We start from the raw sequence: 16,283 nt of genomic DNA on the forward strand, positions 1-16,283 counted from the left end.
GGGTGCTTTTTGGTGCTAATGCAAGGATTAGCGGTTGTAGAATTCGACGATTTGTTTTTCATCGATATCTTGGGACAATTCGCCACGCTCAGGCAAACGAATGAATTTACCTTCCAGAGCTGCGTCATTGTACTCCAGGTAAGCTGCCAAGTGGTTGCGGTTTTCCAAAGCTTCTTTGATGGAAGACAGGGAACGACTTCTTTCACGAAGACCGATCACGTCGCCAGGGCTTACTTGGTAAGAAGCGATGTCAACTTTTTTACCGTTCACAGTAACGTGACCGTGAGCTACCAATTGACGTGCGCCTGCACGGGAATTAGCAAAGCCAAGACGGAATACAAGGTTGTCCAGACGGCTTTCCAGCAAGAACATAAAGTTTTCACCAGCGATACCGTGCATGTGTTGAGCTTTGTTGAACAGGGTACGGAATTGTTTTTCACCCAAGCCGTACATGTGACGCAGCTTTTGTTTCTCTTGAAGCTGCATACCGTAGTTGCTGATTTTTCTCCGTTGGTTTGCACCATGTTGTCCCGGAGGGAAAGGGCGTTTCAATTCTTTACCTGTGCCGCTCAGAGAAATACCGAGACGACGGCTCAATTTAAATTTAGGACCAGTGTAACGTGCCATTATAGAGTTAACTCCTTCATAATTAAAATTTGAGTTGGGGCTCTCTTTGCGCTCCAATTTGTTCGGCGCTACCTATTAAGGTAAGACGCACTACTGACAGAAAAGTTCAGCCGCTGTCCTGTCAGCAACAAAAAAGATGAGGGTGACACAAACTGTTACGCCCAAAATTTAAGATCCGCACAGTAGATAGTTCTGCCGTACAGTCTTTTTCAATAATATATACTATATGTAAGAGTAGGTCAATGTCAAGAAGAGAAAAAGAATGAAAACGTCAAAATTTGTCGATAGGGCTTTAGAACTAAAAAAGTGGGACGAATTTCTGAAAAATGGATGCAAATTTCTAAAGTTGAGAGTAAAATAGATCATATTATGAGCTATAGTGGTGTATAGCCGCTGTCTTGGTACAGCTAACTTTGCTGTGAAGGAGCGCCTTAATATGTCGGAATTTTCAACAACGGATCAGCAAATGCTTGACAGTAAAACAGTCCAGGCTAGCGGTGCTCCGCTGTTTGATGATAAAGGATATACGTCTTTTGCCTGGCTCCAGAACATGGATATGACACCCTATGATTTCCCCTATATTAATCAGCTTCTTGTCCAAGGATATCGGAGTTGGTTACAGCAGAGCAATGGTATATCCTGGATTAACGAAGAGTATACTGCTGTTTTTAATTTTATAGGTGTTCGTGTTGCTGGTAGGGAAGAAGATGATGACGAGGATTTGGATTTGGTCGAACGTTGTTGCATATCTAGAGAGATGGAAGTGAGCCAGCGCAAACTTCGTGATGGAAGCCTTGCGTTTGTGTATATGGTTCCCATACTATGTCGTAATTATAAGAGGGAGCCCTTTGCCGCTCTTCGTTTTACACGGCCTGCTCAACATTCTGTCTCAAATCAGGACACATTATTAGTAGCTGCTTTACATTTTAAATCCTGCTTTTACTCGAAGTTTGAGTACATATTTATGGAAGATATCCTTGGGATGCAGAATCGAAGCGATCGTGAAGGTAGACGCCGTTCTATTTTATTTCAGATTGTAAAACGGATGCATGACAAAATTGACGTGGAAGGCGTGCTGGATGAGGTATTCGGGAGCATCGCCTATTTGTTTCCCCATGTAGATATCATCTTGTACATGAGTCAGGATCGACACAGTCGCAATCCGCAGGTCAAACCTTTGCTGCTGCATGAACGGGATGAAGATGTATGCGTCCGTGCATTTATGAAAGGGCAAATGGCTGTGAACGAGCCTGTCGGTACACAAGATGAAATAACTGAAATCGCCATCCCATTACGTGGCAAGCAGGGTGTATACGGTGTTTTCCATATGATTCTTCCATCGGGTGCGGATAGTATGAAAAAAGTGGATGTAGAGCTGATTGCCATGATGGCGGATACGGCTGGTACTGCATTTGAAAATGCGAAGCTGCTTGAGCAATCGAATGTACTTATCCATGAATTGCGTCTCATTAATGAACTGGTTCAGCGCTTGAATCAGAGCCTGAAGTTAAATGAAATATTTGAATTTGCCGTGCAGGAGTTATTAAAAATGTTCATGGCGGACTTTTGTTGTATTGTACAGCTTGATCAGGATGGAAACTGTTTTAATGTCATGTCGAGTAATGTGGAAAGCTTAAGACTGGAAAGTTACCCTCTTAAAGATGGATTTGCTGGGCTGATACGCTTAACAGGAGAACCAGTGATTGTGTCGGACTATAGAAAGGATGGAAAGATATCCTCTCATTTTATGGATGCGACAGACTCCCAGTCTTTGATGGCTGTACCTATGAAGACCAGCGATACTCCTAAAGGGGTTATACTATTGTCCAGCAAGCTTCCACACTTTTTCTCTTACGATAATTACAAAATGCTACAAATGCTAGCCCCTCATATCGGATTGGCGGTAACCAATGCTATGCTGCACGCTGAAGTGCGGCGGTTGGCTAATATGGATATGTTAACAGGTCTGTATGTACGTCACTATGTGGACCAAATCATTCAGCAACATCAGGAAAAGGATTTCTGTGGATCTCTTATTTTGGTAGATATTGATCAATTCAAACAGGTGAATGATACGCATGGGCATCAGACGGGTGACGAAATTTTGAAAAGCGTCAGCAATATCGTTCGTTCGGCGACTCGCGATGAGGATGTATGTGCCAGATGGGGCGGCGAGGAGCTTGCCATTTATTTACCACAGCTGGGGGTTCAGCAGGCGCTCGAATATGCAGAAAAAATACGTTACCGTGTACAGCATGAAACCGAGCCTCAGGTGACTGTTTCTTGCGGGATTGCTGAATGGAACTGGCTGGATGAGCAGATCAGTATTGAATCTTTATTTTATAGGGCTGATATGGCCTTGTACGAAGCGAAAAATGAAGGACGCAATCGAATAGTTGTTGATCATGTAGCCAATGTGTAGAGAATATTCCATAGGGAATGTTCTCTTTTTGTCTTGCATAACCCATTGTAGACAGGTAATCCTAAACGTAGCTATATCGTGTGTATGATTGAATTATAGGGAAAACACGATAAAGTGAACCAGGTAGCATAACTGCCTTGAAGCAGGCTTATTGCTCATGAGTACAGTTATGTTCAGGATAGGACGGATGATGGATGTATTGGAGAAAGCAATGGGTGATGCAGGTTTGTGTGTTCCTTGTAATAGGTGTGTTAAGTGGTTGTGCACTGGATCGACAATATACTCCTGAGCAGATTTTTAAGAGAGCTGTTGCAGGAATGGCCGGCAAAGAGATGGTAACGTTTACTGGACGGACTGCAATTAGAGCTGACAGTGGTCTGCCGACGAATAAGCAGTTTGAATATCGCGGTAGGCTAAGAAATCACGATGAATTGACCATGCACTGGGGCTCTGCAGTGGCTTTTGGTAAGCAAGGTGGCTACGCAGCTCTGCAACAAGGTAAGTCCGAGCATGATGTTACACAAGAACGTTTTCTTCGTCAGAGTGGAAAATGGGTTGCGCTGACATCCGGTTATCCTCCTCTGGTTGGAAATGGTATGTTAAATCGCTTTAATCCGATTCAGGAGCTTGAGGAATTAAATACACTGAATAAGAGCATTCGTATGGAAACGGGAGCTGCCCGGGGAACTTGGGTGTTGAGGATTGAACCGGAATCAGCTTCGGCAAAGCGCTGGTTGAAAGATCGTTTAATAAAAGAAATGAATACTTTAAACCCTCAAATCGGGATATTAAAAACGCAGCATACAGGAACGAATCGAGAACTGCAAAAGAAGTTGAGCCAAATATGGGCACAAAGTTGTGAGGATATGAGCAACCAGCTGGAGCAATCCATTGTGCGTACTGTGTATCATCTGACCATAGATCGTCAAACAGGTTTACCCTTAAAGCTTTCATCGGAATGCAGGATTTCCCGACAAGGAGCGAATGAAGAGCTGCATCAAGAGGCTTTGATAACCAGAGTTACTTTTAAGGACTACAAGTAACGTGGCGGGCATGATACAATGAATTTTGAATTAACCATTGTTCAAAAAGAATGAAATAGAGAAGGAGAGAACTACATGAAAGATCCTAGAATACTTAAGCTGGCAGAAAATCTGGTCGGTTACTCTGTTGAAGTGCAGCCTGGAGAAAATGTATTGATCGAAATGATTGGTACAGAGCGCGACTTGCTTAACGCCATCATTCATGAAGTTGGTAAAAAAGGTGGAAATGTTTTTGTACAACTTACAGACCGTAAGGTACAGAGCGCCATGCTTCGTCACGCGACAAAGGAGATGCTGGAGACCTGGGCTGAGATTGACCTTAACCGGATGAAGCAAATGCACTGCTACATCGGAATACGTGCAGGTGAAAATGTAAATGATCTGTCAGATGTGCCGGAAGATAAAATGAAAATGTATAATTCCATTTATCAGCATGCGGTACATAGCGAACAACGGGTGAAACACACTAAATGGGTAGTGCTGCGTTATCCGAATGACAGCATGGCTCAATTGGCGAATATCAGCACAGAAGCGTTCGAAGATTTTTATTTCGATGTGTGTAATCTGGATTATGCAAAAATGGACAAAGCTCAAGATGCATTGGCAGACCTGATGAATCGGACGGACAAGGTACGGATCAGCGGACCGGGTACGGATTTGAATTTCTCTATTAAGCAAATCGGAGCTATCAAGTGTTCAGGTCAATGCAATATCCCGGATGGCGAAGTATACAGCGCGCCTGTACGTGATTCCGTAAACGGAACTATCAGCTACAATGCACAAACCTTGTATAATGGTATTACTTTTGAAAATGTTAAATTCCGTTTTGAAAATGGTAAGATTGTGGAAGCGACGAGTAACGATACGAAGCGGCTGAATGATATTCTCGATTCTGACGAGGGAGCACGTTATATTGGCGAGTTTGCCATCGGATTTAATCCGCACATTTTACATCCAATGAAGGATATTTTGTTTGACGAGAAAATCGCCGGCAGCTTGCATTTTACACCGGGTCAAGCTTATGAAACAGCGGATAACGGTAATCGTTCATCGATCCACTGGGATTTGGTGTTGATTCAGCGTCCAGAATATGGCGGTGGTGAAATTTATTTTGACGATGTTTTGATTCGTAAAGACGGCATCTTTGTTCTGCCTGAGCTGGAGCCATTAAACCCTGAGAATTTAAAATAACGATATCCGTTCTTGCTGAGAAAGCGATTTCAATGTATTATTATGGGTGAGTAACGATACATGACAATTCAGTAAAGCGAGGGATCTCTATGTCCAATAATAACGCGGCGGTTGTTGAAATTGCACAGACGGCGAGCAAGTTCACCTCTTCCATCGTCCTTCATTCCGAAAATAAGTATATTGATGTGAAAAGTATACTGGGCTTGTTTACGACCCTAGTCAGCCGCCATAGCTATGAACTACACGTTCATGGACCAGATGCGGAGGAAGCTAAGAAAGCGATCATCGAGGTATTCGAGAAGCACGGACTTCATATTTCAGTAGCCAGCTAACTTTATTCTTGAAGCAAAAGCATCCCTACCTGTAACTGTAGGGATGCTTTTTTTGTCAGGTTCTTGTATTAGCCTGCAATTTGGTCTAATATTAAGGATAGGACGTCTTGTGCGACATTGAGACATAGGGGGGAAGAATCCATGACTTCATCTGATTTGCAGGAACAATTGAATATCAAGGCTATTAATCTGCTTCAGGAAGATGCAGATAAAATAAAGAAGCTTATTGAAGTACAGATGGAGAATCTGGCAACCCGTTATTGCCCTCTCTATGAGGAAGTGCTGGATACTCAGATGTACGGATTTTCCAAGGAAGTGGATTTTGCGGTTCGCGCTGGACTTCTTCCAGAAATGGTAGGTAAACAGCTGGTCAGTGAGCTGGAACGCAATCTGGCTATTCTATATGAGGCCATGAATAATAAGGCCAATTAGGAAGACGGTTGAATTGATGAGAGCATGCGGAGTTTGAGAGCATGCTTTTTTTGATGCCTTTTTTTAAAAAAATGTTCCTTTAGGATGGCAAAAGCGCCTCGCCCTTCCACCATCCTAATGCACATTTTAAAACCTTAAAAGCTACACAAGGAAGAAGGATACACCTAACAATACATACACTACCAGTAGCATGAGTCCCTCATACCAGTTGGTTGAGCCGTCCTGGGTGATGGATTTGGCGATAAATACAGCGACAGCAATGGCGACCAGCTCAATAGTGGTGAAAACAATATTCATCGTGTTTCCCATAAAGTAACTGACAAAAATCAGCACAGGGGCAACAAATAGCGCAATTTGCAAACTGCTGCCGACAGCTATTTCGACCGATGCACCGATTTTGTTTTTCATCGCCAGTAAAATAGCAGCGCTATGTTCTGCTGCATTACCAATAATAGCGACGAGGAAGGCACCTACGAACAATTCGCTGAGCCCAAATTGGGTCGTAAACACCTCCAGTGTACCTACCAGCCATTCGCTGACAAAGGCGACCATGACGGTAGCGAGTACCAAATAGGCAATGGATTTGTTTCTGGACCACACAGGGGCATGCTCATGTGGCAATTCTTCATCTTTTTGTTCGGTCACGTCAGCTAAATAGTCCTTATGCGTAATCATAGAGAAAATAAGCCACGCAATATACGCGACAATGAGCGTGCCTGCGACAATCAGGCTGAGCGTATCTGATTCGTTATCCGTGATAACGTGTGTGTTCAGAAAGACAGCTGGAACGAACAAGGCAATAACAGCCACAATCATCAGAGAACCACTTAATCCAGCCAGCGATATATTGAAATTTTGCACTTTGTACTTCAAACCGCCTGCGAACAGACTTGCTCCGAGCACCAGCAGCAGATTACCGATGATGGAACCGGTAAGACTGGCCTTTACCATATCGTAAAGACCTTCTTTAACGAGAAAGATGGCGATGATCAGTTCGGCTGCGTTACCAAAGGTGGCATTTAAGAACCCACCTAGACGTTGGCCAGCATAATGCGCGACACTTTCGGTCGCCCTGCCGAGAAAACCGGCTACGAATACAACAGAAATTGCACAAATGACAAATTGGGCTATAGCATTCCAATGGGTGTAATGAGCGACTGCGCTAAGAGCAAATGTCGCTATGAGCAAAGCGGGAGATAACCATTTTTTCAATGAAGAGCACCTCGATATCAATAGATGTGTACAAGTTTGGCGAAAGCTGTCACTTGTATGGATTTTCTAAATTAATATACCCAAAATGATATAGGTTGTAAACGAAAGTTGTTTTTCATACGTAGGGTTTGCATTTGGAGTGGCTGAGGCTTTACAATACAAATAAAGGATGGATGAAGGGGGACATAGGTCATGGCAGAGCAAATTCAACAACTGGAAGCAGGAAACATCAAGATTTCCAACGATGTCGTAGGTAAAATTGCCGGGATGGCCGCATTAGAGACACCGGGCATTGCTGCAATGTCAGGCGGTTTATCGGAAGGCTGGGCCAAAAGGCTGAGCGGTAAAAATGTACAAAAAGGCGTATCAGTGGAGGTTGGACAGCTGGAAGCTGCCATTGATCTACGTATTATCGTGCTCTACGAAACACCTATTCATGAGGTGTCCCGAATTCTTCAGCAAAATGTGCGAGAAGCCGTCGAAAGTATGACGGGTTTGCGGGTTGTGGAAGTGAACGTAAAAGTGGAAGGTGTCGCGTTCAAGGACGACGCAGTGTAAAAGAATCAGGAACCGACAAATTGATGTTTTTAACCAATTGTATACATGTCGGGAAATTCCGTGGGATAACCCGAATAAAACACGAAAACTGGTGGTTATAGAATCGCCAGTTTTCGTTTTGTGAATCAACAGTATAGCCATTTTTGCAGAGGGCTCTCGTATTTTATACATAACCAAAAGAACTTCCAAAGCCACCGTTGTAAGTGGACCTTGGAAGTTCTTTTTTAGCGAAAACGGTTGGTTCTACGAGTTTGAAAGCGATTGGGTACTTCATTACGGACAGCTACCCCTGTGGTGCGTTCCTGCACCGCTTGTTTGGTGTTCTCACGAGAAATACTGAGCATAATGCCCATGGAAAACATCATGACAAGTAGGGAGGAGCCACCAAAGCTGATAAATGGAAGCGTTACGCCAGTGATTGGAATCGTTTGGGTTACACCGCCGATATTAATGAAGGCCTGAATGGCGATCAAACCCATGATGCCGGTGCCTACCAACGTTCCGAACGGATCATGACAACGCAGAGCAATGATCATGCCTCGCCAAATGAAATACAAATATAGCATCAGGAATATGGCTGTTCCGATAAATCCGAATTCTTCACCGATTACGGAAAAGATAAAATCATTAAATGAATTAGGAAGATAGTGAAGCTTGATAATACCTTTACCAAAGCCTGACCCGTTTAAGCCGCCTTCACCTATAGCTTGCAAGGACTGTACCAGATTGTATCCCGTACCTTGTCTATATTTCTCGGGATTAAGAAAGGCTTGAAAGCGCCCGATTTTATAATCTTGCTGGGCAGCAGCTTGTCCATCTGTGGTTCCAGAATCTCCTCCAAACAACGACCCAATACCAAATACGATGGAAGCACCTAGCACGAGCAGGACGATTGATGCTGTAATATGCTTGACACTGGCTCCCCCGGCATAAATAATCAGACCACTCGTAGCAACCAAAATGAAGCAGGAACCTAAATCAGGTTGAAGCATGATGAGTCCTGCAACACAGCCTACAATGACTGTTACAGGTATATAGCCAGTCCGCAGATCTCTAAAGCGATCTCCTTTTTTGACGATGAGTGCGGATAAGTAAAGAATGATGGAAATTTTCGCAAGCTCCGTTGGCTGGAATCCAACACTACCAAACCTGAGCCAGCTTTTTGCGCCGTTAAGTGAGCCTGTAAAAAGAACGATGATTAGCAGTAATATAGTTATGAAAAATAAAGGTACAAAAAGCTTTTTATATTTTTCCATCTTAATATTCATAGCTACCAACATAATAAAAAGTCCAAGTACAGCAAAAGCAGATTGGCGCTTCACAAAATATAAAGAATCAAAATTGTATTCTTTATTCAGCAGAGCTACGCTGGAGCTGGAGCTAAATACCATAATTACACCGAATCCAACCAGTAACAAAGTGAGGATCAGCAATTGGAAATCCGGTGTGCCTCTTCTTCGAGTCTCCGGCTTCGTATTTCTCATATCAGCTTCCCCCGGTATTCGCCACAAGGTATATTCCTCGCAGACGGTTATCATTTTATCGTTTATCCATTTTATCATATTATGTTTGATGGGCTTCTGCAAGCTCCCTGGAGCAACAGATATCGCAACAATTCCATATCTGCTACAATAGGATAAAAATGAAGACTTGAGAGCAGCGGTGCATACGTGGTGACGCTGCATGATTAATCGGGAACTTGCCCGATGCTTTAAAAGGAGAGGTGGAGCAGAATGACACAACATGTGATAGACGAGACCTGGTTTGATCGTTTGCAAGAAAACATGGTGGAATGGCGTAGACATTTACATAAGAATCCCGAAATTTCCTTTCAAGAAAGCAAAACCGCAGCTTTTGTAGCGGATAAGTTGGAGAGTTGGGGAATCGAGATTCGCCGTCAGGTAGGGGGACACGGTGTTGTAGGTACCATTCGTGGTACTAAATCGGGGCCTGTCGTCTTACTGCGTGCCGATATGGATGCTCTTCCGATTCAGGATGAAAAGGAATGTGAATATCGCTCCAGCGTGGACGGAGCCATGCATGCTTGCGGCCATGACGGACATACATCCGCGTTGCTTGGAACGGCTTACTATTTTAGTCTGAACCGGGACGAGCTGCAAGGAGAAATTCGGTTGTTGTTCCAACCTGCGGAGGAATTGCTGCCTGGCGGAGCGGTCAGTGTGATAAAGGATGGTGTATTAGAAGGTGTGGATGTCATTTATGGCATCCATTTATGGACACCTTTTCCGGTCGGGACGGCCGCGAGTTGCGCAGGGCCGCTGATGGCGGCGGCAGACGATTTTTATATTGAAATCACAGGTAAGGGTGGGCATGGTGGCATGCCTCAGTCCACTAATGATAGTGTCGTGGCGGGTTCAGCTCTTGTTATGCAACTGCAAAGTATCGTAAGCCGTTCAGTCGACCCTTTGCGACCTGCTGTGCTGACGGTGGGAACCATCCAAGGGGGCTCTGCGCAAAATGTGATCGCAGAAACGTGTCGCTTGAGTGGGACGATTCGTACGTTTGATGAGGAGACACGAACGGTAATGAAGGAGCGACTGCATGAGGTGACAGAGCTTACAGCCGCAACATACGGTACAACAGCACAGGTTCGCTATATTATGGGATACCCACCAGTTGTCAATGACGCACATGAAGCATCTCGTTTCTTTAATGAAGCAAAATCTGTTTTTGGCGAGGAGAATGTACAGGAAGCGTCGAAGCTGATGCCTGCTGAAGATTTTGCGTATTATTTGGAACGTGTGCCAGGTTGCTTCATGTTCGTAGGAGCGGGTAACCCAGTTAAAGGAGCAGTTTATCCACACCATCATCCGAAATTTGATTTTGATGAGGATGCTATGATTAACGCGGTTCGTTTGTTTATTGCGATGTCTACGGGATACGCTGCGGAACGAAAAGCAGGGGCAATTAAGGGCTAAAATGAGTTGAATTGGGAACGGTTCAATCTGGAGTATGAGCTGAATGAAATGGGGTACCCTACTCTTGAAAAGGAGGGAGTACCCATGAAAAAAGTTCAGGAAGTTATGACTAAAAAATGCGTAACGGTTACCCCGCAGGACAATATTTATGAAATTGCGGTCAAAATGAAGGACAATGATACTGGTTTTATTCCGGTTGTGGAAAGCGAAGGCAGTGATAAGTTGATCGGTGTAGTAACGGACCGTGATCTTGTCGTTCGCGGCTATGCGGCTAAAAATTCAGGTTCGGGTTCGGTTGATACGGTTATGACAACAGGTATTCGTACAGCTAGTGCGGACATGTCGGTGGATCAAGCAGCTGAGCTGATGGCAGAGCAGCAAATCCGTCGTTTGCCCGTGACGGAAGGTGACCGTCTGATCGGGATTGTCTCGATCGGGGATTTGGCTGTTCGTAATATTTTTGCAGACAACGCTGGAGAGGCGCTTAGTCATATTTCCGAGCAGGTCCACTAGAAGAATAATTAAGGTAGGCATTGGTTTGGGGAGGTCTTTACCCCGAGCTTCTAATCAGGAGTTCAACCCGAATATGGGTTGGGCTCCTTGCTGTTCTGGTTGATATGCGAATAAACGGATAAGCTATTTATTATATAACTTTAAAATGATGTATGGTTAGATTATCAGGAGGTAGTTATGAATCCAGAACATCCTTGTATTGTACAACGTGATTTTACCGTTCTGCTGGAAATGGGCTTGCCCGGTTCAGAACGGGCTCGTTCACAGTTGCAGATTTATGCGGAGTTGGTTAAAAGCCCGTCCGCTTTTCATACATATCACCTCACTCCACTGTCTTTGTGGAACGCAGCTGCCCTCGGATGGAGTGCTGAGGACATTCAAAATAGTTTGAACTCCATGTCTCGTTGGGATATTCCACGTGATTTGTTGAAGGATATTGAACAGCTCGTTTCTCGTTATGGGACGTTGACGCTTTCAAGGGAGGGTACGGAAGAAGAGCGAACTTATAGCACAGATACGATTGGCGCATACCGTGCTGAACATGAGCCAGACGGAGGTATAAAGACAGGGAAAGCCAACAGCTATACAATAGGTGATCGCTTGATCTTGGAAGCAGAGACCCCCGCTTTACTGGATGAGCTACTGACCAAGCAAGAGCTAAAACAGCTTGGTTTACTTCGCGTTGACGAGGTAAGCGCATCGGTCCCGCCCGAAAATCGGGGCTTGCTCAAGCAGGAATTAACGCGCTTGGGATATCCCGTTGTGGATACGGCAGGCTATCTTGAAGGGAATCAGCTTAGTTTTACCTTGGGAAAGGGACAAACGAAGTTGCAGCTTCGTGATTATCAAGTAAAGGCCGCTGATGCGTTTGAAGGGGCGGACGGCTTAGGGGGTAGTGGTGTACTGGTGCTTCCATGCGGAGCCGGAAAAACAGTGATAGGTATGGCCGTAATGAATCGGTTTCAGTGCGAGGTGCTTATTCTAACATCCAATACCACTTCTGTACGGCAATGGGTAGAAGAGTTAAAGCAAAAGACGGATATTCCTGCCGATTCCATCGGGGAGTATAGTGGTCAGAAAAAAGAGGTGCGTCCGATTACGGTGGCAACTTACCAGATTTTGACACACCGTCGTACCAAAGATGGGGATTTTGAGCATATGAAACTGCTGAGTGAGCGGAAGTGGGGACTCATTATATATGATGAGGTTCATTTGCTACCCGCGCCAGTATTCCGGGCGACGGCTGACATTCAGGCTACCCGTCGTTTGGGGTTAACGGCCACGCTGGTTCGAGAGGATGGTTGTGAACGGGATGTGTTCTCTTTAATTGGACCCAAACGATACGATATGCCGTGGAAGGAGCTGGAGCGACAGGGCTGGATCGCTCAGGTCGATTGTGTGGAGCTACGGCTTCCAATGACAGCTGAACTCTTGGAGCGCAGTATGCGTGCGGAGGGCAGACAGCAGTACCGAATTGCAGCCGAAAATCCGGTCAAACTGGAGGCGGTGCGTAGCCTGATGCAGCAGCACAGCGGTTTGCCCACGCTTATTATTGGTCAATATTTGGACCAATTGCGTATATTGGCTCAGGAGCTGGGCGTCCCACTGATTACGGGTTCAATGAGCCAGACCGAGCGGGTGCGTTGGTTCGATGCGTTCCGCAAGGGTACAATTCGGACCCTATTGGTGTCCAAGGTTGCAAACTTTGCGGTGGATTTGCCAGATGCGGCAGTAGCCATAGAGGTATCGGGTAGCTTTGGCTCTCGCCAGGAAGAAGCGCAGCGACTGGGCCGTATTTTGCGACCAAAGTCGGGCGAGAATAAAGCTTATTTTTATGCGCTAGTGACGGAGAATAGCAAGGAGACGGATTTTGCAGCTCGTCGTCAGTTGTTTCTGATCGAGCAAGGCTATGAATATGCGGTTCGCAGATTTAGTGTGACAGAGGCTAACGGAGGCCGGAATGCTAAGCCTGATCGTGGGAAGAAAAAGGAGGCCTAATCAAGAATGGGCGTAACGAACACGCAAGACAGCTGGAATGAGCTTTCATCGGATGAGCTACTGGTGCTTAGGCGATGCTTTATCTGGTACGCGGGACAGCCCATGAAGGAAGAAGAACCTATACAGCTTACCCGGGGAGTGTTAAGCGGAGTCGAAACGAAACTGGCACTACGTGGATTACGTGCCCGAGGCTGGCTGGAGGCTGTTACCAAATCGTGGGGCGAACGAATTTTATATATTCCGGTTCATCGGCTACCGGATCTGTACGATATGTTGTTAGAGCAAAATCCAATGAACATGATGCATTCGGATCATCCGATAACGGTACATGAATCAATGACAGGCCTGGAGTCGGAATTACTGCATGCGTTGTCACGTATTGCGGTGCAAGGTGTCCCTTTGACGGCCAAAGGAACCATACATAAGCGATCATTGCAAAAATTGAATGAACTGACCCCCTTTCGCCCAGATGACCTGATGGGTCTTGGGTTGCATTATGCGCATGCAGAGCTGTATCCAGTGCAAACGGTGGTAATGATGGATTTGCTACTCAGTTTGGGGCTGTTAGTGAAAGAAACTGTATCTTTTCGCATTCAGGAAACGGAACTGGCGACTTGGATTCGTTTGTCTGCTTGGCAAATGCGCAAGCATATTTTTGCTACACTCATGGAAAGATACGGCAAGGCCGAAGCGTCTATGCAGCATTTTCGCTATATGCTGTGTGCCGTCTCCCAGTATGTAGGGACAGAAGGGTGGATATCTATCAAGTTTCTGCTGCAATGGATGCTTCAGGTAGGCCTAATCCAGCATGAGAGTACGAGCAGAGCGGATTCCAAGAATGGTGCCCTTTTAGACCTTGTTCCTACAATCTCAAATCCGGAAGGGTTTGCGGGAGAAACGGGCTCTGATTATAATTTCAATGAACCTTTCATGGAGGAATTGAAGGGTTGGCTTAAGGCCCTGACTGCTTTTGGAATGGGCGATTGGGGCCAGACTGTATCGGGTGAACTGTGTTTTCGCTGGAATGTATCTGTGATAGAAATGCTTCGTCCCAATAATTACGAGGATACACATCAAGAGCATGGTGCTTTTTATGTACAACCTGATTTTGAAATATTGGTTCCACCAGATGTGGCATATGATGTGCGCTGGCGACTGGAATGCTGCTGTGAACGTGTGACAGGAGATCGGATGGTAGTATACCGGCTCACCAGAGAAAGTGTTACAGAGGCAATCGAGTTAGGGATGGAAGCCAAAGCAATTCCTGCTCTTCTGGATAAATACAGCCGAACAGGTGTGCCTAATCATGTGCGTATGACGGTAGAACAGTGGGCAGGTGATGTCGGACGGACCGCTTTTACAAAGGTAACACTTTTGCGATGTGGCACACGGGAGGATGCAGACATAGTTGCACGCCATCCCGCGCTGGAAGGATTACTGGAACGGCTGGGCGATAGGGACTTTATTATTCCGGCGAGCTCTGCTGTCAAAATACGAAAAACGCTTGCTGCAATTGGATTAGGTCCACGTCGTGAACCGGAAGGTGTGGACGAGCCAACTCATCATTATCCATTGATTTCGGAAACAGAGAACATAAGTTCAGGCAGTCCCAACAGTGAAATGGAGTCCGACCCGATTCAGGCCCGTCCTATCTTTTCCCAAGAGGGAAGAGCAGGTTTGGTTTATACAGGGCGCACGCTGCATTTTTACGAACAAGAGCACATGTTGCCTGATCCGTCTGACTATTTTCCAGAAAGATCTACAGTCCCCTCCTCATGGACAAAAGAATGGAGGAGTTACCATACTTCCACTGCCCGGCAGTTGATCGAGCAAGCGATCCGTTGGCAGGCCGCTGTGGGATTGCGAATCGGTGGGAAAGAGGTTAAATGGATACCGGAGGCGGTTGTTCCCGGTGCGCCATGGAGTGTCACAGGCTGGTACGCCTCAGGAATGGATGACGAAACACCTTCTCAAGCGAGCTTACAGCCAAGTGAATGGTCAGACATGCGGTTGCTGGTTCCTTTTACATAGTAGAGCCAGGAAGTGCATGAAACTCCTTCTTCTCAAAAGAAGGATGTGGTATGATAAATGAGTCTACTTTTACAGGGTAGAACTTTATATAAAGTGAGATGAACATTCATGAGCGTAGCCGAATTGAATACGGTCAATATGGCAGAAGTGCTTATTAACGCCTATGAATTGGGCGATATGGTCAACCGATCCTTTGAGGTATCGGATTATTTATATTGGAAACAGCGTGTGGAATTGAATCCGTCTATTCAGGCGTGTGTACGCAAGCTGGATGCCAAAAAGGAGCTATTCGCGGAAACGGAGCGTTTTGGGCATTTTCATCCGAACTATCATGAAGCGAAGGATGCAGTGCAGGTCGTTGAGCTGGAACTGGAACAATTCGTGGAGGTTAAGGAGTTCAAACGAGCCGAAAAGGCGCTGGATGATATGCTTCATGCCATGTCTGAAACGATTGCATATTCCGTGTCCGAGACCATTAAGGTGCCGAGCAATGATCCGAATGTGAAAAAGGGCGGATGTGGCAGCGGAGGGAAATGCTCCTGTGGATAGGTCATAGGAATGATACCGAGTGGAGGGGAGATGAAGCGAATGTTTGCCGAGCGGACAGGGTACATCATTTGGGTAAGCGATATCAAGGCTGCCCGCAATCTGGAGAAATACGGAAATGTCCACTTTATTTCAAAGCGTATGCATTATGTAGTTATATATATGAATGCGGATCGGGCAGAAGACACCGTTAAAAATATTCGCAGACTTTCCTATGTGCGTAAGGTCGAGCGTTCTTTTCGAAATGAGATTAGGACGGAGTACAACGACGATAAGGAAAAGATGAAAGAATATGAAATATAAGTTTCTAATATCTATAAATTGTAAAATATTCTTAAAAGGTCAGCCTACGGGCTGGCTTTTTTTTGTAAAGTCAGGACTTTTGCATAATGGTCTTAATGCTGTTAGACCTAAAAAATCTTTAAAAACCGCCCATAAA

Annotated in this window: 15 protein-coding genes; 12 read left to right on the forward strand and 3 right to left on the reverse strand. The window is 45.3% G+C overall.

Features of this window, described 5'->3' with window-relative positions; all coding sequences use genetic code 11:
• Nucleotides 1-27: 27 nt before the first annotated feature.
• Nucleotides 28-627: a 30S ribosomal protein S4 gene (gene rpsD, locus ACUYLD_RS06430; RefSeq protein WP_061829003.1), complete on the reverse strand. Its 600-nt coding sequence runs from the start codon at nt 625-627 to the stop codon at nt 28-30.
• A 436-nt stretch (nt 628-1,063) separates the two neighbouring features.
• On the opposite strand from rpsD, the gene ACUYLD_RS06435 reads away from it, so the two are divergent.
• The 5 genes from ACUYLD_RS06435 (at nt 1,064) to ACUYLD_RS06455 (ending at nt 6,047) form a co-directional block, all read left to right on the forward strand.
• A complete protein-coding gene (locus tag ACUYLD_RS06435) occupies nt 1,064-3,049 on the forward strand; it encodes a diguanylate cyclase domain-containing protein (protein ID WP_446674641.1) in 1,986 nt (661 codons plus the stop codon).
• A 218-nt stretch (nt 3,050-3,267) separates the two neighbouring features.
• Nucleotides 3,268-4,092: a hypothetical protein gene (locus tag ACUYLD_RS06440; protein ID WP_446674922.1), complete on the forward strand. Its 825-nt coding sequence runs from the start codon at nt 3,268-3,270 to the stop codon at nt 4,090-4,092.
• A 75-nt stretch (nt 4,093-4,167) separates the two neighbouring features.
• Entirely contained in the window at nt 4,168-5,283 is a 1,116-nt protein-coding gene (locus ACUYLD_RS06445) for an aminopeptidase (RefSeq protein WP_013310916.1), read from the forward strand.
• 89 nt (nt 5,284-5,372) lie between these two features.
• Nucleotides 5,373-5,615: an HPr family phosphocarrier protein gene (locus ACUYLD_RS06450; RefSeq protein ID WP_446674642.1), complete on the forward strand. Its 243-nt coding sequence runs from the start codon at nt 5,373-5,375 to the stop codon at nt 5,613-5,615.
• Between the two features lie 141 nt (nt 5,616-5,756).
• On the forward strand, nt 5,757-6,047 hold the full coding sequence (locus ACUYLD_RS06455) for a YlaN family protein (RefSeq protein ID WP_007431028.1): 291 nt from the start codon (nt 5,757-5,759) through the stop codon (nt 6,045-6,047).
• A gap of 141 nt (nt 6,048-6,188) precedes the next feature.
• Here ACUYLD_RS06455 and cax read toward each other — a convergent pair whose 3' ends face one another.
• A complete protein-coding gene (cax, locus tag ACUYLD_RS06460; protein WP_069289890.1) occupies nt 6,189-7,259 on the reverse strand; it encodes a calcium/proton exchanger in 1,071 nt (356 codons plus the stop codon).
• Nucleotides 7,260-7,451: 192 nt separating this feature from the next.
• Here cax and ACUYLD_RS06465 point away from each other — a divergent pair, with 192 nt between their 5' ends.
• Nucleotides 7,452-7,817, forward strand: a complete 366-nt coding sequence (locus ACUYLD_RS06465; protein WP_013310912.1) for an Asp23/Gls24 family envelope stress response protein — start codon at nt 7,452-7,454, stop codon at nt 7,815-7,817.
• Nucleotides 7,818-8,041: 224 nt separating this feature from the next.
• On the opposite strand, the gene ftsW is transcribed toward ACUYLD_RS06465, so the two are convergent.
• Complete coding sequence (gene ftsW, locus ACUYLD_RS06470; RefSeq protein WP_061829008.1) at nt 8,042-9,301, reverse strand: putative lipid II flippase FtsW; 1,260 nt, start codon at nt 9,299-9,301, stop codon at nt 8,042-8,044.
• A gap of 249 nt (nt 9,302-9,550) precedes the next feature.
• Here ftsW and ACUYLD_RS06475 point away from each other — a divergent pair, with 249 nt between their 5' ends.
• The 6 genes from ACUYLD_RS06475 (at nt 9,551) to ACUYLD_RS06500 (ending at nt 16,147) form a co-directional block, all read left to right on the forward strand.
• Nucleotides 9,551-10,756, forward strand: a complete 1,206-nt coding sequence (locus tag ACUYLD_RS06475) for a M20 metallopeptidase family protein (RefSeq protein ID WP_250268770.1) — start codon at nt 9,551-9,553, stop codon at nt 10,754-10,756.
• Between the two features lie 84 nt (nt 10,757-10,840).
• Nucleotides 10,841-11,269, forward strand: coding sequence for a CBS domain-containing protein (locus ACUYLD_RS06480; RefSeq protein ID WP_023989320.1), 429 nt, complete (start codon nt 10,841-10,843; stop codon nt 11,267-11,269).
• 177 nt (nt 11,270-11,446) lie between these two features.
• Nucleotides 11,447-13,267, forward strand: a complete 1,821-nt coding sequence (locus tag ACUYLD_RS06485; RefSeq protein ID WP_250268769.1) for a DNA repair helicase XPB — start codon at nt 11,447-11,449, stop codon at nt 13,265-13,267.
• Between the two features lie 6 nt (nt 13,268-13,273).
• On the forward strand, nt 13,274-15,298 hold the full coding sequence (locus tag ACUYLD_RS06490; protein WP_446674643.1) for a helicase-associated domain-containing protein: 2,025 nt from the start codon (nt 13,274-13,276) through the stop codon (nt 15,296-15,298).
• Nucleotides 15,299-15,406: 108 nt separating this feature from the next.
• On the forward strand, nt 15,407-15,847 hold the full coding sequence (locus tag ACUYLD_RS06495; RefSeq protein WP_061829012.1) for a YlbF family regulator: 441 nt from the start codon (nt 15,407-15,409) through the stop codon (nt 15,845-15,847).
• Nucleotides 15,848-15,886: 39 nt separating this feature from the next.
• Complete coding sequence (locus ACUYLD_RS06500; protein WP_023989316.1) at nt 15,887-16,147, forward strand: YlbG family protein; 261 nt, start codon at nt 15,887-15,889, stop codon at nt 16,145-16,147.
• The last annotated feature ends 136 nt before the right edge of the window (nt 16,148-16,283 follow it).

Source organism: Paenibacillus sp. SER-28 (assembly GCF_052906305.1).

Excerpts from the sequence above, each read along its gene's own strand:
- ACUYLD_RS06485 (WP_250268769.1), top strand. The coding sequence starts at position 11,447 with ATGAATCCAGAACATCCTTGTATTGTACAACGTGATTTTACCGTTCTG.
- ACUYLD_RS06475 (WP_250268770.1), top strand. The coding sequence starts at position 9,551 with ATGACACAACATGTGATAGACGAGACCTGGTTTGATCGTTTGCAAGAA.
- ftsW (WP_061829008.1), bottom strand. The coding sequence starts at position 9,301 with ATGAGAAATACGAAGCCGGAGACTCGAAGAAGAGGCACACCGGATTTC.
- ACUYLD_RS06500 (WP_023989316.1), top strand. The coding sequence starts at position 15,887 with ATGTTTGCCGAGCGGACAGGGTACATCATTTGGGTAAGCGATATCAAG.
- ACUYLD_RS06495 (WP_061829012.1), top strand. The coding sequence starts at position 15,407 with ATGAGCGTAGCCGAATTGAATACGGTCAATATGGCAGAAGTGCTTATT.
- ACUYLD_RS06480 (WP_023989320.1), top strand. The coding sequence starts at position 10,841 with ATGAAAAAAGTTCAGGAAGTTATGACTAAAAAATGCGTAACGGTTACC.
- ACUYLD_RS06490 (WP_446674643.1), top strand. The coding sequence starts at position 13,274 with ATGGGCGTAACGAACACGCAAGACAGCTGGAATGAGCTTTCATCGGAT.
- ACUYLD_RS06455 (WP_007431028.1), top strand. The coding sequence starts at position 5,757 with ATGACTTCATCTGATTTGCAGGAACAATTGAATATCAAGGCTATTAAT.
- ACUYLD_RS06465 (WP_013310912.1), top strand. The coding sequence starts at position 7,452 with ATGGCAGAGCAAATTCAACAACTGGAAGCAGGAAACATCAAGATTTCC.
- ACUYLD_RS06450 (WP_446674642.1), top strand. The coding sequence starts at position 5,373 with ATGTCCAATAATAACGCGGCGGTTGTTGAAATTGCACAGACGGCGAGC.
- ACUYLD_RS06440 (WP_446674922.1), top strand. The coding sequence starts at position 3,268 with ATGCAGGTTTGTGTGTTCCTTGTAATAGGTGTGTTAAGTGGTTGTGCA.
- ACUYLD_RS06435 (WP_446674641.1), top strand. The coding sequence starts at position 1,064 with ATGTCGGAATTTTCAACAACGGATCAGCAAATGCTTGACAGTAAAACA.
- rpsD (WP_061829003.1), bottom strand. The coding sequence starts at position 627 with ATGGCACGTTACACTGGTCCTAAATTTAAATTGAGCCGTCGTCTCGGT.
- ACUYLD_RS06445 (WP_013310916.1), top strand. The coding sequence starts at position 4,168 with ATGAAAGATCCTAGAATACTTAAGCTGGCAGAAAATCTGGTCGGTTAC.